Origin of the sequence: Mycobacterium sp. (assembly GCF_965277065.1) — a bacterium.
In the GTDB taxonomy this organism is placed as follows: Bacteria; Actinomycetota; Actinomycetes; order Mycobacteriales; family Mycobacteriaceae; genus Mycobacterium.
Genome location: NZ_CBDIBT010000019.1, coordinates 1,560,435 through 1,577,592, shown reverse-complemented (window position 1 = coordinate 1,577,592; position 17,158 = coordinate 1,560,435). Strand labels below are relative to the sequence as shown.

12 protein-coding genes and 1 pseudogene are annotated in these 17,158 nt (G+C 66.7%); 5 read left to right on the top strand and 8 right to left on the bottom strand.

The genetic code is table 11. From position 1 onward, the window contains the following. Positions 1 to 19: 19 nt before the first annotated feature. From ACQY5A_RS24870 to ACQY5A_RS24840, 7 genes and pseudogenes are all read right to left on the bottom strand, one after another. Positions 20 to 1,117: a phenazine antibiotic biosynthesis protein gene (locus ACQY5A_RS24870; RefSeq protein ID WP_428342904.1), complete on the bottom strand. Its 1,098-nt coding sequence runs from the start codon at positions 1,115 to 1,117 to the stop codon at positions 20 to 22. A 142-nt stretch (positions 1,118 to 1,259) separates the two neighbouring features. Beyond that, a complete protein-coding gene (locus tag ACQY5A_RS24865) occupies positions 1,260 to 2,039 on the bottom strand; it encodes an esterase/lipase family protein (protein ID WP_428342903.1) in 780 nt (259 codons plus the stop codon). Further along, on the bottom strand, positions 2,023 to 3,825 hold the full coding sequence (locus ACQY5A_RS24860) for an AMP-dependent synthetase/ligase (RefSeq protein ID WP_428342902.1): 1,803 nt from the start codon (positions 3,823 to 3,825) through the stop codon (positions 2,023 to 2,025). Before ACQY5A_RS24860 ends, ACQY5A_RS24865 begins: the two co-directional genes overlap by 17 nt. Before the next feature lie 158 nt (positions 3,826 to 3,983). After that, positions 3,984 to 8,609 (bottom strand): annotated as a pseudogene (locus ACQY5A_RS24855) (HAD-IC family P-type ATPase); the annotation flags it as partial. A gap of 494 nt (positions 8,610 to 9,103) precedes the next feature. After that, the gene (locus ACQY5A_RS24850) at positions 9,104 to 9,733 is read right to left on the bottom strand and encodes a class I SAM-dependent methyltransferase (protein ID WP_428342901.1); all 630 of its coding nucleotides are present in this window, start codon (positions 9,731 to 9,733) and stop codon (positions 9,104 to 9,106) included. Then, entirely contained in the window at positions 9,730 to 10,656 is a 927-nt protein-coding gene (locus tag ACQY5A_RS24845; RefSeq protein ID WP_428342900.1) for a class I SAM-dependent methyltransferase, read from the bottom strand. Before ACQY5A_RS24845 ends, ACQY5A_RS24850 begins: the two co-directional genes overlap by 4 nt. A 159-nt stretch (positions 10,657 to 10,815) precedes the next feature. After that, a complete protein-coding gene (locus tag ACQY5A_RS24840; RefSeq protein ID WP_428343330.1) occupies positions 10,816 to 11,670 on the bottom strand; it encodes an IclR family transcriptional regulator in 855 nt (284 codons plus the stop codon). A gap of 99 nt (positions 11,671 to 11,769) precedes the next feature. On the opposite strand from ACQY5A_RS24840, the gene ACQY5A_RS24835 reads away from it, so the two are divergent. Genes ACQY5A_RS24835 through ACQY5A_RS24825 form a run of 3 tightly spaced genes read left to right on the top strand, consistent with a single transcriptional unit; the run spans position 11,770 to position 13,527 of the window. Then, complete coding sequence (locus ACQY5A_RS24835) at positions 11,770 to 12,201, top strand: nuclear transport factor 2 family protein (protein ID WP_428342899.1); 432 nt, start codon at positions 11,770 to 11,772, stop codon at positions 12,199 to 12,201. Next, on the top strand, positions 12,198 to 13,016 hold the full coding sequence (locus tag ACQY5A_RS24830) for an SDR family NAD(P)-dependent oxidoreductase (protein ID WP_428342898.1): 819 nt from the start codon (positions 12,198 to 12,200) through the stop codon (positions 13,014 to 13,016). The genes ACQY5A_RS24835 and ACQY5A_RS24830 overlap by 4 nt, the downstream gene beginning before the upstream one ends. Before the next feature lie 10 nt (positions 13,017 to 13,026). Further along, positions 13,027 to 13,527 carry a nuclear transport factor 2 family protein gene (locus tag ACQY5A_RS24825; protein WP_428342897.1) on the top strand — a complete coding sequence of 167 codons (501 nt, stop codon included), beginning with the start codon at positions 13,027 to 13,029 and terminating at the stop codon, positions 13,525 to 13,527. 72 nt (positions 13,528 to 13,599) lie between these two features. On the opposite strand, the gene ACQY5A_RS24820 is transcribed toward ACQY5A_RS24825, so the two are convergent. Further along, entirely contained in the window at positions 13,600 to 15,354 is a 1,755-nt protein-coding gene (locus tag ACQY5A_RS24820; RefSeq protein ID WP_428342896.1) for a hypothetical protein, read from the bottom strand. Positions 15,355 to 15,953: 599 nt separating this feature from the next. On the opposite strand from ACQY5A_RS24820, the gene ACQY5A_RS24815 reads away from it, so the two are divergent. Both ACQY5A_RS24815 and ACQY5A_RS24810 read left to right on the top strand, forming a co-directional pair. Continuing rightward, on the top strand, positions 15,954 to 16,688 hold the full coding sequence (locus ACQY5A_RS24815) for an enoyl-CoA hydratase/isomerase family protein (RefSeq protein ID WP_428342895.1): 735 nt from the start codon (positions 15,954 to 15,956) through the stop codon (positions 16,686 to 16,688). Between the two features lie 6 nt (positions 16,689 to 16,694). Further along, positions 16,695 to 17,156, top strand: a complete 462-nt coding sequence (locus ACQY5A_RS24810) for an SRPBCC family protein (protein ID WP_428342894.1) — start codon at positions 16,695 to 16,697, stop codon at positions 17,154 to 17,156. The last annotated feature ends 2 nt before the right edge of the window (positions 17,157 to 17,158 follow it).

The window sequence follows — 17,158 nt, the reverse complement described above, 5'->3', positions numbered from 1 at the left end:
GGCTGCCTCAGAGGCCATGTCAGTAGACACCTTCGATGACCGGCTCGCCTTCGAATGCGGCGACGGGCCGCACCTGGCTGAGCGAATCACCCACCTGGCCGTCGAGTCCCGGTAGCCGGATGGCGCTGTCGCGCTCCAGGTTGTTCGGCAGGAACATGCCTTTGCTGATGTGGTTCATGATCACCTGGCCGCGCTGCCCGTACGGCACGTCCTCGCCGGTGTCGGGGTCGACCACCCGGAAGGTCGCATACGGGCTGCGCGGGTGGAAGACGAAGGGCCCGTCGCCGTCGATGCGGTGGCTGATCGCCTGGGACAGGATCATCGTGCTGCCGAACGCCATGGTGATCGTCGTGTTCGGGAAGATCCCACCGAGCAGGTCCAGGGTGTCGATGTCGACGTGCGCGCCGCTGAGCAACAGGAAGCGGATTTTCTCGTTGACCAGGTTGACCACGTCATCGTCACGGGCGATGGCCTCCAGTAGCGGTGGAGTGGTGTGCAGGTTCGCGATGTGCTGCGTGTGCAGCACGTGCACGGCCTGCTCGACGAGGTGGTCGACATAGCCCGTCATCTCCACGGCCGCGTTTCGGGCGACCAGTTTCTTCACCCACCGGGGGTCCAGGTCGATGGCGTGAAACGTCGAGCCGAGTCGCTCGGAGACCAGACGCGAGAAGTAGCCCACTCCGTGCGGCCCGCTCGGCATCATGCAGAGAAAGCCACCGTCCCGCACGAAGCCGCCGTCGGCGAAGTCCTCGGTCTGCCACTGCACCACCTGAGCAACCCAATCCGGCAGCTGCACAGTCCTTTTCGGTGCACCGGTGGTGCCGCCGGACTCGAAGATCTGCGGCACCGGCGCCGGTGAGCCGTATCCGCGCGGAATCAGGTCTTCGACCGGCTCGGTTCGTAACTCGCTGAGCAGGTTGGGAAACAGTCGCAGGTCGGCGAACGTCGTGACGTCGGTGAGCGGGTTGAACGGCAGCGTCCGGGCCGCCCGCAACCAGAAAGCGCTGCCGGTCTCTTCGCCGAAGTGCCAGGCGATCGCAGCACGCAGGTAGGCCTCCGGGTCGCCCACCGGTTCCGATCGCGGTACGTCCAGCAGCGAGAAATCGATGTGGCCCATGGGTCCGATCATGTCGCAGGCGTGATCGCCCGGGCAAACGGCATCCCGCGAATCTGCTTCACCAATAACGGTTTTCGTGCGGAATTAACCGGCTGTAGCCGAAGCGTTAGTTGCCAGGACACCTCGGCGAGCGGGTCGGTGGCTAACGCCGGTACGGCTGCCAGCCTTGTTCCGGCTGAGCGAGCCGGTCGGCGATCACCGACAGTGTCTGCACGTTGTGGCCGTAGCCGAGATGGCTGCTGCGCACTTCGATGTTCTCTGTCTGCGGAGCGGGCACGCTGGTGCAGCATTCCCAGGCCACGATGCCGTCGGACTTGCTGTAGATGCAGGTCGTCGGCATGGGCAACGGTTGTGCGCGGCGCTCGAGGGACCGCGCAGAGACAGACTCGGTGGCGTCCGCGCCGCGGTTGACCAGACGCCAGACCCGCCACGCGGTGCTGGCCTGATGGTTGCCGCGAAAAGGTGAGCCCAGCGTGATCACCGACCGGACGTCGTCGGGTAGTCCGCGGGCCAGTTCGCGGGCGTAGATCCCGCCGGCGCTCCATCCGAGGAGGCTCACCCGCCGGCCGTCGTTGCGTTCGCGGATGTGATGCAGGCGCGCCGGCAACGATTCCTGCATCGTGGCGCGATAGCCCATATTGGTGCCCAGCCCCCAGTCGTAGACCCGATAATTCAACTGGCGCAGCACATTTCGCAGCAGATCGGTTGACAGTGGGCCGGCCAGGAATCCCGGCAGCACCAGGACCGGATGCCCGTCACCGGGCTGCCAGGCCGCGATGCGGCGCATCGCCAGCCGCGCGGAAAGGTACTCCAGGCCGGTGCGCCACTCGAGCGTGCGGAGCAGGTGCCCCGGTGGTGCCGCGTTGGCGGCGTCGGGGACCTGAGCCGACCGCTCGGCGACCGGCTCAGGAATAGAAGCCATCCAGGGTCTCCTTGTTCTGCTCCGCGACGACCCCGCGCTTCACTTTCAGCGATGGTGTCAGCTGACCGCCCTCGACCGAGAGGTCGTGGTCCAGCACAGCCCACTTCTTGATCGTCTCCCAGCGGTTGAGGCTGGCGTTGAGCTTCTTGATGTCCTCGTCGATCATGTCGTGCACGGCGTCGGACTTGGTCAGCTCCTCGTAGCCTGTGCCGCTCAGGCCGTGGTCCTTGGCCCAGCCGCCGATCGAATCCTGGTCGAGGGTGATCAGGGCGACGGCGAAGTTCTTGCCCTCGCCGAACACCATGAACTGGCTGGCGTACGGGCACAGCGTCGCGAACTTCGCCTCGATCGCCGGCGGAGCGACGTACTTGCCGTTGGACAGCTTGAACAGTTCCTTGATCCGGCCGGTGATCGACAGGAAGCCGTCGTCGTCGAGCTTGCCTTGGTCGCCGGTGGACAACCAGCCGTCGTCGTTGAGTGCGTCAGCGGTGGCCTCGTCGAGGTGGTGGTAGCCGGCCATCACACAGTCACCGCGGAATTGGACTTCGCCGGCGTCACTGATCCGGACCTCGGTGCCGTCGAAGGGCAGGCCGACGGTGCCGAGCTTGTAGTTGTCCGGCCGGTTGATGAAGCCTGCGCCGGACGACTCGGTCAACCCGTAGCCCTCCAGGATCAAAACTCCTGCCGCTTCGAACCATTCGGCGATGTCCCGGTTGAGCGGCGCGGAACCGGAGATGAAGAACCGGATCCGCCCACCGAACACGTCGCGGATCTTCGCGAACACCAACCGGTCGAATAGCTTCTGCTGCAGCACCAGGTGCGGCCACACGTACTTGCCTTCGCGCCGACGGCGAGCGACCTCCTTGCCCACGGCGAATGCCCAGCCGAAGAGGACAGCCTTCGCGCCCTTTTGTTGCGTGATGATCTTGGAGTAGGCCTTCTCGAAGATGCGCGGGGCGGCGCCCATGAAGGTCGGCTTGACCACGCCGGTGTTCTCGACGATCTTGTCGACCCGGCCGTCGATCGCACTGGCGAAGCCGCACGCGAGCTGGGTCGAGATCAGCACCTTCCCGAAGGCGTGCGCCAGTGGCAGCCAGAGCAGTTGGACGTCGTCCTCGCTCAGCAGCCCCATGCTTTCGATCACGGCGCCGTCGTAGACCCAGGCCTTGTGGCGCAGTCGCACACCTTTCGGCTTACCGGTGGTCCCCGAGGTGTAGATCAGCGTCGCCAACTGCTCCGGTTTGGTCTCGTCGGCAACCTTGCTCACGCAGTCGGCGTGTTCGGCCAGGTATTTCGCTCCCTGGTCGGCGAGGTCGTCCAGGGTGATCACCCAGTCGTCGTCGGAGTCACCGTCGAACAGCACGACCTTGGTGAGATTGGGCAGCTCGCTGCGCTGCTCGGTGAGCTTCTCGAGTTGGCTTTCGTCCTCGGCGAAGACGATCTTGGAGTCGGAGTCGGCGAGGATGTAGGCGGTGTCCTCGGAGTTCGTGCTCGGGTAGACGGTCGTCGTCGCCGCGCCGGAGCACAAGATCGCCAGGTCGGCCAGGATCCACTCGAGCCGGGTGGTCGAGGCGATACCGATGCGGTCTTCGGGCTCGACACCGAGCGACAGCAGTCCGGCCGCCAGCGGCTCGACCCGGTCGGCCGCCTGCTTCCAGGTAATCGAGGTCCAGTCACCGTTCGCCGGAATCCGGAAGGCCTCTTTGTCGCCGGACTTCTCGACGCGCTGCAGGAACAGCTGCGCCAGGTTGGCCGCCTCGATATGGGTAGCACTGCTCTTGCTCATCGGACTTCCTTTTGCTCTCAGCAACGTCGTCTGGTGCAAGCATGACGATTCGCAATCGATCGGTTCACGACGACCCGCGGTTGCGATCCGTCTCCGTCATGTCGATCTTGCTGGGAGTGCCCACCCCGGGAAGGCCAAAACGTCATTTTGCTGCTCGATTAGGCGTTCGCGGTGGCCTCCGCCAGCTCGGTCTGCACCATTCCGGCGGTTTTCGCCAGCCAGTTGGGCGCGAGCACCGACAGCCCGGTGGCTCCCGCGGTTGCTCCCACGACGCCGGTCCAGGCGACCGGACCGAGCGGGGTGCAGCCGAAGAAGTGACTGACGCCGGGCGTCTGGACGATGGCCACCAGCACCGCCGAGCTGCCCAGCGCCGTCGCCACCACGAGCGGGCTGTGCCGGCGGGTCAGCAGCGTCTGCGCGAGTTGCGTCATCACCAGGGCGGTCAATCCCATTGTCGAGGTACGTCTTTCGGTGCCTGGCGTCCAACGCCCGATGGCCCAGGCCGAGGTGGCGCCGATGGCCGTGACCGCGCCGCGGGTGACGATCTGGCGCATCAGCTCCACGTCCAGCGACGGCGTCGGCCCGGTCAGCACCGACCGCTGATACTCCCGCCGGGCTTCGAGGGCCTCTTCTTCGGTCTCGTACTCGTCGCTGTCGGGTTCCTCGAACTGCGGCGTGACGGCGACCGCGAGCGCCGGGAACATGTCGGTCAACAGGTTCACCAGCAGCAGCTGACGAGTTCCCACCGGGGCGCGCCCGCTGCCCAGGGCCGTGCCGATGATGGTGAACAGCACCTCACCGACGTTCCCGCCGACCAGGATGGTCACCGCGTCGCGCACCCCGGCCCACATGCCGCGGCCCTCGACAAGCGTGTCGAGCAGGACGCCTAAGTTCTCGTCGGTCAGCACGATGTCCGCGGCGCCACGGGCGGCGGACGAGCCTCGACCACTTACCCCGATTCCGACGTCGGCCATCCGGATCGCGGCAGCGTCGTTGGCCCCGTCACCGACCATGGCGGTCACCCGCCCCGACCGCTGTAGGGCTCCGACGATCTGCACCTTCTGCTCCGGGCTGACCCGGGCGAACACCTGCACGTCGGCGACGAGCTTGGCGGCCGCGTCCTCGTCGAGGCCCACGAGTTCGGACCCGGTGATCACCCGTGCGTCGTCGGGCAACCCCAACTGGCGGGCGATCGCCCGCGCGGTCACCGGGTGGTCGCCGGTGATCAGCACGACGTCGCGGCCGGCATCCACCAGTGCTTCGATCAGCGGGCGCGATGACGGGCGCGCGGTGTCGGCCAACCCGACGTAGCCGATCAATTCCAGATCTTGGGCGGCAGCGTCGACGGCGTCGGCATCGGTGCCATCGTCGTCGGTCGCGTGCTTCCACTTGCGTTGCGCGACGGCCAGCACCCGCAAGCCCTGCTCGGCGAGGTTGTGCACCAACGACTCGGCGTGATCCAGATCGGCCTGCGGGTCGTCGAACCCGCAGCGCGGCAAGACGACTTCGGGCGCGCCTTTGAGCATCAGGACGGGTTGCGTGGGATCCGCCTTGAGCGTGCCGATCGAGGCGGCGAAACCACGGCTGGACTCGAACGGCACTTCGGCGAGCAACTCCCATTCGGAATCACTGTTGCCGGCATAGGATTCCGCGGCTTTGAGGATCGCCTCGTCGGTCGCGTGCGCGTGCCCTTGCGACTCGTGCGGTTGGGACGACGCGCGCCCGGCAGCCCGCAGCACACGGGTGGCCTCCGGGTCGGCGACACCGGGGAACGGCCCGTGCGGGTTGGTGGCGGCCGGTACCGAAAGCACAAGGCGCAAACGGTTTTCGGTGAGCGTGCCGGTCTTGTCGAAGCAGATGGTGTCCACCCGTCCCAGCGCCTCGATGGTCCGCGGAGCGCGGACCAGCACGCCACGGGTGGAAAGCCGTTGCGCGGCGGCCAGCTGGGACAGCGTCGCCACGAGCGGCAGACCTTCCGGCACGGCGGCCACGGCGATCGCAACGCCGTCGGCCACGGCCTGCCGCAACGTGGCACGCCGGAGCATGGCCAAACCTGTCACTGCGGCACCGCCGGCCAGGGTCAGCGGCAGCACCTTGCCGGTCAGTTCACGCAACCGGGCCTGCACTCCCGCCGACGACTCGATGTCGATGACCGCCGAGATCGCGCGGTGCGCGGCGGTGCCTACCCCGGTCGCCACCACGATCGCCCGGGCGTGGCCTGCCACGATCGTGCTGCCCTCGAAGAGCATGCTGGCCCGATCCCGGTCTGCTGCCGCGACCGGATCGACCTGCTTGTCGACCGGCAGCGACTCGCCGGTGAGCAGTGACTCGTCGACCTCGAGGTCCTCGGCCACCAGCAGACGGGCGTCGGCGGGCACCACGTCGGGCGCCGCCAGGTCGATGACGTCGCCGGGACGCAAGGCGCTCGCGCTCACGGTGACCAGACGCTCGGCCTTTCGGGCCGCCTCCAGCCGTCGTCGCGCCGTCGCGACGGTCGGGATGACCACCCGGCGCGCCAACTGGTCCTGCTCGGCGAAGAGTTCAGCGGCCGCCGCCTCGGCACGCAGCCGCTGCGATCCACCGATCAGCGCGTTGACGGCCATCACACCACCGACCAGAACCGCATCGACGTTGCTGCCCAAGATCGCCGAGGCGGCGGCGCCGACGGCCAGGATTGGGGTGAGTGGATCGGACAGTTCGGCCCGGGTCGCCGAGAGCAGCTTGCCCGCCCGACGCGCCGGCCCCCGCAGCGGCGACACGATCGGGCTGTCGGACAGGTCTGAAAGGACGCGGCGCCAGCCCGGCAATCCGGGTTCGACGATCGCCAGCGGCGAGCTACGCCCAGCCAGCCGCGCGTAGACGATCTCCGGGTCGAGTGCGTGCCAGGCGGTCAGCGGTTGCGGCGTGGGGTCGGGTTGGCGCAACACCCGGGTGGCGGCGAACGCCCCGGACATCAGCGCGCTGGCCGCGGCGGCGTTGACCGGGTTGAGCCAGCGACGGAGCGCCATCGGGTTGGTCGGTCCGGCCGGGTTGCCGGTGACCAGCAGTAGGCCGGCCAGCGTGGTGCCGCCTTTGGCAAGGTTGACCGACGACTCGCTGGCCTGACGGGCAGCGGGTAGCGCCGACAGAATCCGCACGGCGGCGGCGAGGTCGGTGCCGGTGATGATGTCGGCACTCCACGGTGTTGCAGCCTTGGGGTCGTCGAGCGCGACACCGACGTCGGCGATGGCCAGCGCGGCCAAGGTGTCGGTCGAAGCGAAGTCGCGGTGCAGCGCGGTGATCAGCAGCACCGGCCCGCGATCGGCGCGCAGGTCACGGACCAGCTTGAGCAACGGCGTGCCACTCGGGTGACTGGCGGCCACGCTGGCGGCCAGGTCCTGGGTGCCAGCCACGTGACGCAGCACGACGCGGGCTCCGGTGCGGTTGGCGATCTGCAGCAGGGGAATCGCGAACGGGTCGACCTCCCAGCCGACCTCGACGTGGCCGACGGTCTCCCCGTCGACGACGAGGTCGGCGTGCTCGAGGCCCTGAGCGGGGGTGGCCGAGGGCCCCTGGGGACGCAGCCAGCGCAACCGCGCCGTCTTGGCGGGCAATTCGTCGGGGTCCGGCTCTGGTGGCTCTTCCGAGTGCAGCAGCGCGTCGGCGACTTCGTAGACCCGGTCGTCGTCCCAGCCCTGCACGTCACCGCGGGCGAGCAGCACCGCGCGGTGGTCGCCGCGCAGCGCGGCGCCGTCGATGACGACGACCTTGACCCGGTCCAGCCGGCGCAGGGCGCCGGGGTCGAGGATCATCTGTCCGTCGTCGGCCAGTCCACGGCCCAGCACCGCAGCGAACGACTGCCGCCCCATGTGCGCGGCTTTCGGGATGCCGGCCAGCACCGCGCCGGCCGCGTCTTCGGGGCCACCGCCGGCGACCAGCGCGCTCGCGGCCGCGATCAGCGAGCCGTTGGCGGCCGAGTCGACGTACTCCTCGATAGGTCCGGCCATCGATCCCTTCGCGGTGTCGATGGCGGCGTCGATCGATCCATCGACCACCACGTGTGATGCTTCGCCAGCAGCCGCTGCCGCCCAATTATGCTGTGCAGCTTGCACTTTGGCGACACCAGTCGAAGAGATGACGGGGACGACGGGAGCCTGCGGCCGGTTGGGGGAGGCCAGTTGCGGCTCCCGGTCGCGCCAGCGTCGGCGGTGCGCCTCGGCTTCGGAGATCTGCAGGACCCGTTCGACCAGGTTCAGCAGCGGCGTGCCGACCGCCTGGGTCAGCCCGTTGGCCGCTGCGGTGGTTGCCGCAAGCGCGAGGTCGGTACCGACCCGGCCCAGCCGCGACTCGAGCACCGCCACGACCCGTGGCTGGTCTTTCAGCAGGGCGGCGGCGGCACGAGTGGTTTTCGGAGCGGCGGGCAAGTTGACGACCCAACCGGTCACCGCGGCGCCGATCGCCAACGCGTCGAAGGCGGCCGCGGTCAGCGGCACGAGAACCGCCAGCGGGTTGCCGGGATCGGCGAACGGGGCGATCCGGATCTGCGGCTCACGCCCCGCGGCGAACAGGTCGGACGCTGCGGAGTTCACCACGTCACGGACGGTGTCCAGTACGACGTCAGGGTCGGTGTCGTCGTCGAGTTCGACCACCAGGCGACCCAGAGCGCCCTCGACGTGCGCGTGGGCGACGCCGGTTATGGCGCGAACCGGTCCTTCGACCACCGCGGCGTGTTCGTGCCAGCGGGGGAACGGCAGCAACGGGTCCAGGTCCAGGTGCACACGCCGTCCGCTCTGCCACCGCACGGTGGCCGACGCGTCTCGGCCGCGGTTGGTCGGGCGGCCGCTGCCCAACACGCGCGCCGTCGAATGACTCACCGTGTCGATCACCGGGGCGGTCAGCGTCTGCACGGCATCGGCGGCACTGGCCACGCTCTGCGCGCCGGCCTGCAACATCTGGACTGCTCCACCGGCCACACCGCCGACCAAGACGGTCACACCTGGAACCCTCATCAACACACCCTTCACAACGTCTGTGTTGTCGATCAGCGCCGCCTGGGGCAACGCGGCAGCTTCGACGAAACGGGGATAAGGCTGGCGTCCCCCGTTATCAGACGAGCGTACGTGTTGCGTCTGCGCCCGGCCGTGTGAGGAGTGGCAGAAGACGACGATCCCGACGATCACCGGCCACCGCGCAGTTGACATCTGGCGGCGGCCGGATCGCCGCCAGTAAATTCTTCCGGAAAGCGAAACCGGAAGGGAGAGACGCGAGGTGGTCAACTACGACCGCTGGGACGCGTTCGTCAGCTTTTGACGCCGGCGGTGAACAGGTCGCCGAGCGGCTTCGTCCATAGCGGGCGACGCACGCGGTGTTGCTCGACGATGGTGAACCCGGCGCCTTCGAGCAGGCGTCGCATCTCAGCCGGGCTGGGATTATGCGACGGTGTCCATCGGCTGCCGGGCAACAGTGGCCGCCGCGCACTCATGGTCGACACCGCCGCCAGTCCGCCGGGGGCCAGCACGCGGTGAAAGTCGCGGAGTGCCGCGGGCTGGTCGAAAAAGTGAAACGCCGAGGTTGTCACTACGGCGTCGAGGGTCCCGTCGTCGAAGGGCAGTTGCTCGGCGGGGCCGCGCCGCCAGTCGACCTCGCTCGATCGAGACTGGGCTTGTTTGAGCATGCCCTCGGACATGTCCACGCCGTAGACCGCGGCTGGATGCAGGTCACGCTGGATGCGATCGGCCAGAATTCCTGTGCCACAGGCGATATCGGCCACCCGCGCCGACTTGTGGTCGCGCAGTTGCGCGACCACCTCGTCGTGCGCCGGGCGGTAGACCCACTGCTGCAGAAAGGGCAGGTTGTAGGCCGGGGCGGCCACACCCCAGAACTGCGTGACGAGGTCGTTGAAACCGCGTCGCTGCGCTGTCTGCGTCATTTGGTGGAGGTGTAGTAGATCGTGTCGGCCATCGACACCGAGTCGGTGGTTTGGGGGACCGGCGGGAGGCCGTGCTCGGCCAGCAGCTGGCTCATCTGTTGGCCGGTCGAGCGCCAGCCCAGCCCGTCCATGTACGCGCCGACGTCGTTGCGGTCACCCTGGTAGCCGAGTTCCTCGAAATTGAGGTCGAAGCCGTGGGCACGCCACTTGTCGGTCGCCTGCTGCATCAGCTCACGCGCCTTGTCCTGATCGACCTCGGGCATGTCCGGAATCGCCTCGGTGGCCAGCCGGCTGCCGTCGGCGCTGAGCGCAGCGATGTTGTCCAGCAAGCGGTCCTGCGCCTCCGGTGGCAGATAGCCGAGCAATCCCTCGGCGATCCAGGCGGTCGGCCGGGTCCGGTCGAAACCGGCCTCGGTCAGCGCGGCCGGCCAGTCGTTGCGCAGGTCGATGGCGACCGTACGACGGTCGGTGGTCGGGCTGGCACCCAGATCGGACAGCGTCTGGGTCTTGAACGCGATCACCTCGGGCTGGTCGACCTCGAAAACGGTTGCGTCGGCGGGCCACTCCAGCCGGTAGGCGCGAGCGTCGAGGCCGGAGGCCAGGATGACGGCCTGGCGAATGCCGGCCTGAGTCGCGTCGGCGAAGAACGCGTCGAAGAACCGCGTTCGGGCGGCCATCGCGTCGGGCATCTGCTGGAGTTTCCAGGTGGAATCGTCGGCGTCGACGTCCGCGGCGTTCAGATCTCCGGAGGCCCAGCGGGTCAGGAAATCAACGCCGACGGCGCGGACGAGGGGCTCGGCGAACTGGTCGTGGATGACGGGGTTGTCGGCCTTGGTGGCGACGGCCCTGGCGGCGGCCACCATCGTGGCGGTGGCTCCAACGCTGGTGGCGAGGTCCCAGGTGTCGTTGTCGGTGCGCGGCATTGCGTGCTCCTTGGTAGTCGGGACGATATTTAGTTAGCATAACAAGTATTTAGTTCACCTATCAAGTTCGGCTGGATTTGCCAAGCTCGGGCGGCCAGTTATGGCGCCCCAGCGCCCGCAGTTCGTACATAATTGGCCACTCGACGGGATGCGGTGGGCTCAGTGCGGGCTGATCGCGGCCGTGATCTGGGCGACGCGCCGTCCGACGGCGTCGATCCGCTTAGGCGACAGCGCCTGCAGCGGGTGGACGGCAACGATCATGGGCACCCGGCCACGGTGATCGAAGACCGGCGCGGCGATGGTTGCCACCGGCCGCCGACGTTCGGCGTCGTCGTCGGCCAGGAAGCCGATGGTGGTGAATTCCATCAGCAGCTGATCGGTGATCTTGCGGACGTGATCGGGCAGCCCGTCGCTGGGCAGCGTCTCCATGACGCGCGCGGCCTGGGTCAATGCCGGCGTGGTGCAGTCCACGTCGAATCCACGCTGCCGGGTCCGGGCCAGCACGTCCTCGAGGCGACGAGTGAGCACCGAGTTGGTGGCCGCGCTGCGCTCGATCCATGCCTGCTGCTCCTCGGCCGTGTCCCACGCGGCGAACGCGACGCCGAACGGCGGCGCGTAGCGGATCCGCTCGCCGGGTGCGCCGATGGACCGTTGGCCGGCGTCCTCGAACGAGGTGATCACCAGTGAATCGGAAACTCGTTCGACAACCGAAGTGGCATAACCGAATTCGTTTGCAAGATCAATTGCCGCCGTCCGGGCGGCATGCGAGGTCGGCCGGGCCGTCTCGACTCGCGCCGCCACCACCGCCAGCGCCGGACCCAGCGAGTAGGTCTTGTCGACCGGGTCGCGACTGACCCAACCGCGATCGCACAGGGTCGCCAGGATGGCGTGCGCGGTCGCCTGGGTCAGCCCTAGTTCGCGCACCACGTCGGAAAACCGCAGCCGCGATTGGTCTGAGCCGGCGAGCAGTTCGACGACGTCGAGTACACGCGCTGTCGGGGGAGACGCGGGAATGCCTTGACTTCCTTTCGCCGAGTTTCATACTCTGATGCTCTGATTGTCGAGATACTATCTCGAATAATCGAGGACCCTCAAGCACATAGGAGTGCGCGGATGCGTGCAGTGGTGTTGCGGGACGGTCGGCTCGACGTGCGAGAAATCGTGGACCCGCTGCGTTATGCGACGGGGATTGATCGCCGGGACTGGTTGCTGTTCCGCACGGTGTTCACCGACGACTGCGAACTGAACTACGGCGAGGTCGGCTCCTGGCACGGCGTCGACGCGATCACCGAATTCATGCAGCAGGCCCATAAGATGGCAAGCCACACCATGCACCGATTGACCAATCAGGTGATCACCGTCGACGGTGATAAGGCGCAGTCGCGAACCTACGTCGATGCGCTGATCATGGTGGGCGATAACAACTCCGGGGTCAACGCGGCCGGCTTCTACGACGACGAGCTGGTCCGCGGCGACGACGGCTGGCGGGTAGCCCGGCGCCGCTTCGTCCAAGTGCGGATAGCTCCGGTAGGGCAGCCGTCATGACGTTCGCCGACAAGTACGGACCGTGGGCCCTGGTGGCCGGCGCCTCCGACGGCGTGGGTGCCGCATTCGCCGACGCGCTCGCCCAGCGTGGCGTCAACGTCGTGCTGCTGGCTCGGCGACAGGCTGTGCTCGACGAGGTGGCGGCCGGGATCACCGAACGCACCGGTGTCGAAACCCGCACTGTGGCAGTCGATCTCGCGATCCCCGACGCCTCAACGAAGGTTGCCGCTGCGACCGCCGACCTCGAGGTCGGCTTCCTGGTGTACTGCGCCGGCGCCGATCCGGTCTTCGAGCCGTTTCTCGACAACCCGATCGAGACCGCGGAGGCGATGGTGCACCGTAACTGCGTTGCGCCGATGCAACTGTGCCACCACTTCGCCCCGGCGATGGTGCAGCGGGGCAGCGGTGGGATCGTGGTGTTCGGTTCGGGCGCTGGACTCGCCGGCGGCCCGAACATGGTGGCCTACGGCGCCACCAAGGCGTTCGACATGGTGTTCACCGAGGCGCTGTGGAGCGAAGTGCACGACAAAGGCGTCGACGTGCTCGGCCTCATTCTCGGCAAGACCAACACCCCCGCGCTACGCCGTCTCGAACACAGTCGTGGACATCTGAGTTCCGAGGACGCGGCGCCGACGGACGCCGACAGCGTCGAGACCGTGATTGCCGAGGATTTCGAAAACCTAGGCAACGGACCGACTTTGATGGTCGGGGAGATGATGCGCGCCGTCGTTCCGATGATGGCATCCCTGACTCGCAACGAGGTCGTCACCTTGATGACTCAAGCCCAGGCCGCCGCCATGGGCGCAGACAGCTAGGCGGGCGAACGTGGATGCCGCAACCGAACTGCGGGAGATCGAGGCGATCAAACAACTGAAGGCCCGCTACTGCCGGTTCCTGGATACCAAGGACTGGTCGGCGTGGCGCAACATCTTCAGCCACGACTTCGTCAGCGACACATCGGAGTCGGGCGGCCAGGTACTGGTCGGGGCTGACGAATTTGTGGCCTACATTCGCAAGACTCTCGGCAAGCCGTCTCAGCCTACGGTGCATCAGGTGCATGCGCCGGAGATCGAGCTGGTATCGGAGACGACTGCCCGCGGTGTGTGGGCTCTCGAGGATGTGGTGCGTCTGGCGCCCGGCGTCAATTTGAACGGTTACGGCCACTATCACGAGACCTACGAAAAGGTCGACGGGCAGTGGCGGATCAAGACCTCGAAGCTCACCCGGCTCCGGGAAGACATCTTCAATCCGGTGATATCGCTCCGTGTTTCGCAGCGTATGCGAAATGTCGGAGCCCGAGTGGCGCAACATTTGTTACCGCAATAAACCTGAACGCCAAACGTCCCAGGCCCTTTCGGACCTGGGACGTTTGGTTTGTGCTGGTCGGTATACAGGCCCTTAAAGACCCAAGAACGCCAGCGGGTCGATCGCCGTGGCTGCGCCTGCGCCCGCTTCGGCGAGCCCAGAGGTCAATGCATCGAAGGCGTCGCCCGGGTTCAGCAACGACGTCGCGTCGATACCGCCGAACAGATCGCTTAGGTCGACGTTGCCGAACGGTGTCGCCAGGATGTCGCTGATCTGGGCGGCCGCACTGTCTACACCGGGGATGGCAGTGTAGATGTTCTCGATTCCGCCACCGATGTTCAGGACGTCGTAGACCGATCCATCTGTCGGTAGTTCCGCACCGGCAGGAGCATCTGGCAGCAACGAGTGACCCGTGACGGTGAACTCGGTGTTGACCAAGCCGAGCAGGTTCGTCACCTGATCGTTGGTGGTGATGCTGCCGATCTGGTCCGCCGCTGTGCTGCCGTCGTAGATGTTGAAGTTCTGCTCAGCGAGCGACAACGTGGCACCGAAGATCGTCGGCGTACCGCCACCCAGGTCCAACAGCGGTGGGGCACCGACGAGTTGTTCGACCGGCGTGAAGCCCTCGGCACCGCTCACCAGGGTCGGATCGAATGTGAAGCCACCAAGGCTGAACGCGTCGGCGCCGATTGCACTGTCGCCGGCCTGCAGACCGGTGAGAGCGTCGCCCGGCTCGAGCGGATTGGCGTAGTTGACGCTGCCGAACAACGAATCCAGGTTGATGTTGCCGTAGGGCGTCACCAGGGTGTCGGTGACAGGGCCGTCGGCGCCGGGAACCGCGGTGTAGACGTTCTCGTACCCGTTCCCAAGGTTCGTCGCGTCGTAGATCGATCCCACCGCCGGCAGGCCTGTGGTGTCAGCGCCGTCCGGTGTCACACCCGTGACGATGAGCTGAGTGTTGGTGAGGCCGAACAGGTTTGTCACGTCGACGCCGGTGTTGATGGTGCCGATCTCGGCGGCAGAAGACCCCGTGCCGCTGTAAACGTCGAAGCTCTGGGTAGCGAGGTCGTTTCCGCCGGTGGCCGGATCACCGAGGGAGGAGCCACCGATCTCCAAAAACGGTGCAGCCGTCGCGAGCGGGGCGATCGTGTCGAAACCCTCGCCGCCCGCCGCACTGATGGGGTCGAGCGTGAGGCCACCGATGCTGAAAGCATCCGGTGCGCCGGTGATTCCGCTCGCATCGAGACCAGTGAAGGCGTCGCCGGGGTTGAGCGGGTTGGCTGCGTTAAAGTCGAACAACGAGCTCAGGTCGGTGTTCCCGGACGGCGTCACGAACGTGTCGGTCACGGTGCCGGGGGTCGTCACGCCGTCGACGGTGACGTCCGGGGTGGCGACGTAGACGTTCTCGTAGCCATTGCCCAGGTTGAACACGTCGTAGACCGAGTTCACTGACGGCAGCGCTGTCGTGGCGCCATCGGCAGGGCTGTCGGAGGCGACGGTGAACTCGGCGTTGGTCAGACCGAACAGGCTCAGGATGGTCTCGTTGCCTTGAATGCTGCCCAATTCAGTGCCGCTGCTGGGGTCGTAGACATTGAAATCCTGGCTCGCGAGCGGCAGGCCGAGTGCCGTTCCGCCACCGAGTTCGAGCAGCGGGGGAGAGGAAGTGAGGGTTGCGACCTGGTCAAAACCCTCGCCGCCGCCGGCCAGTTGCGGGTCGAAGGTGTAGCCGCCGATGGTGAAGGCGTCCGCCCCGGCGGTGTCCGCGACAGCCACCGCTGTCTGCAGAAATGCCGTCGTCAGCAGCCCGCCGGTGGCCGCCAAACCGGCCAATATCAAGCGATTATGCATAGGTCTTACTCCTATTGGTTGTAGGTGTGATCCAGGGCGGGCGTGTAGTTACTTGTGAGTAACGTCACGGCACGCTACTCAGCAGTAATATAGGAAGTCAATACAAAATCTTGGGCTGCTCTCAGGTTGGCAGGCGATTGCCAGCCTATTGACAGTGGGTCAATAGGACCAAAGCCGGAGCTCAAAAGCTTGGTGGGCGAGTCATTGAAGTGTTGATCTGGGATTACGTGTCGCGCACGGCCTGAGTGAATCTGTAAGGACACTCAGGTCGCGCCCAGCCCTGGAGTCGGGTTCCCAACGGTAGCCACAAGCCGTCGCGATTCCAGGAACCTCCATTAGCTGACCAGGAGAATGCTGTTCTTCGCGACCGCCGCAGGCGCAACGGACCTAGACGAAATCTGATCCGCCGTCGACGTTGATTGCGGCGCCAGGGACGTAGCCTTGAGTGAGAACAACATTTTCATTTGGTGTCGATGACCAGACAGCGGATCGCCGGGTTGCTCAATGCCCGGGCGACCCGTCTGTGCCGACACAGAAGGCGGGGTTGCAAGAATCGCAAGGTCACGACCGTGACGTCTGGCTCGCGGCAAGGAGAGCGTGTGACAGATCTCGAGACCGTGGACGGCGTGTCGATCGTCCGGTTGGACAACCCACCGGTGAACGCGCTCGACCTCGACCTGCTCGAGGTCATCATTGCCTCGATGGGAAGCGTGCAGGGCCCGGTCGTGCTTACCGGTGCCGGGCGGGCTTTCTCCGCTGGGGTCGACCTGCGAGCCCTCGTCGACGGCGGCACCGACTATGCCGGGCGTTTCGTCGCGGCGCTGTCGGCGGCCTTTCTCGCGATCTACGACTACCCGGCTCCGGTGGTCGCGGCGGTCAACGGACACGCCATCGCCGGTGGTTGCGTACTGGCCATGTGCGCCGATGTGCGCCTGATGTCGGGCGGGACGATCGGGCTCACCGAACTCTCCGTGGGCGTTCCCTTCCCGGTAGCCGCGCTCGAGATATGCCGCGCCGGCATGGGAGTCTCGGCAGCCCGGGCAGCGTTGCAGGCCAAGACAATCGACGCCGAGACCGCGCTGGCCCGCGGCTGGATCGATGCGGTGATCACGAAGGACCACCTGCTTCCTCAGGCGTTGACCACCGCCCGTGAGCTCGGTCAATATTCGCCGGCCGCCTACGCGGCCACCAAAGGCCAGCTACACAAGCCGGTCCGCGCCGCGATCGACGCCGGCACCGCGGCGGACGCGGACGTGCGGGCCAGCTGGATATCCGAGGAGACCCGCGGCCGGATCGCCGGGTTCCTCGAGGCACTGGCCCACGGCCGCGGCTGAAACATCATGAGCCTCTGGATCGCCCATGCCGAGCGGACCATCGGCGAAGAGATTCCCGCTGCGCCGGACGTGGTGCGCGACTTCTACGTCGACCTGAACAACATCAAAGAGTTTCATCCCCTGGTGGTTTCGGTCGAGGTCTTATCGCACAGCCGAACCGACGAGGGTTACCAGCAGACGTATCGGGTACGTGACCGTATTCCACTGGGGCCGTTGACAATGCCCATCACCTACTGGGCGCAGGTCCAGGTTCCGACCGCGGGCGACGTGATCACCGAGGCGCGTCAATTTCCGCGGGTTCGGCTCAACGGCGTGGTGAGCTTCGAGCCGACCCAGGTGGGCACCCGTCTAACCGAGCGGCTGAGGATTGCGGCTCCCCGACTTCTCGCCGCCGTGACCCAGCGCGAGGCCGTCGAGGCGCATGCCGTTATGCTGGCCGGCATCCGCGGCCACTTTGAAAGTCGTTGAGC

Excerpts from the sequence above, each read along its gene's own strand:
- ACQY5A_RS24845 (WP_428342900.1), bottom strand. The coding sequence starts at position 10,656 with ATGCCGCGCACCGACAACGACACCTGGGACCTCGCCACCAGCGTTGGA.
- ACQY5A_RS24820 (WP_428342896.1), bottom strand. The coding sequence starts at position 15,354 with ATGCATAATCGCTTGATATTGGCCGGTTTGGCGGCCACCGGCGGGCTG.
- ACQY5A_RS24810 (WP_428342894.1), top strand. The coding sequence starts at position 16,695 with ATGAGCCTCTGGATCGCCCATGCCGAGCGGACCATCGGCGAAGAGATT.
- ACQY5A_RS24830 (WP_428342898.1), top strand. The coding sequence starts at position 12,198 with ATGACGTTCGCCGACAAGTACGGACCGTGGGCCCTGGTGGCCGGCGCC.
- ACQY5A_RS24850 (WP_428342901.1), bottom strand. The coding sequence starts at position 9,733 with ATGACGCAGACAGCGCAGCGACGCGGTTTCAACGACCTCGTCACGCAG.
- ACQY5A_RS24835 (WP_428342899.1), top strand. The coding sequence starts at position 11,770 with ATGCGTGCAGTGGTGTTGCGGGACGGTCGGCTCGACGTGCGAGAAATC.
- ACQY5A_RS24870 (WP_428342904.1), bottom strand. The coding sequence starts at position 1,117 with ATGGGCCACATCGATTTCTCGCTGCTGGACGTACCGCGATCGGAACCG.
- ACQY5A_RS24865 (WP_428342903.1), bottom strand. The coding sequence starts at position 2,039 with ATGGCTTCTATTCCTGAGCCGGTCGCCGAGCGGTCGGCTCAGGTCCCC.
- ACQY5A_RS24860 (WP_428342902.1), bottom strand. The coding sequence starts at position 3,825 with ATGAGCAAGAGCAGTGCTACCCATATCGAGGCGGCCAACCTGGCGCAG.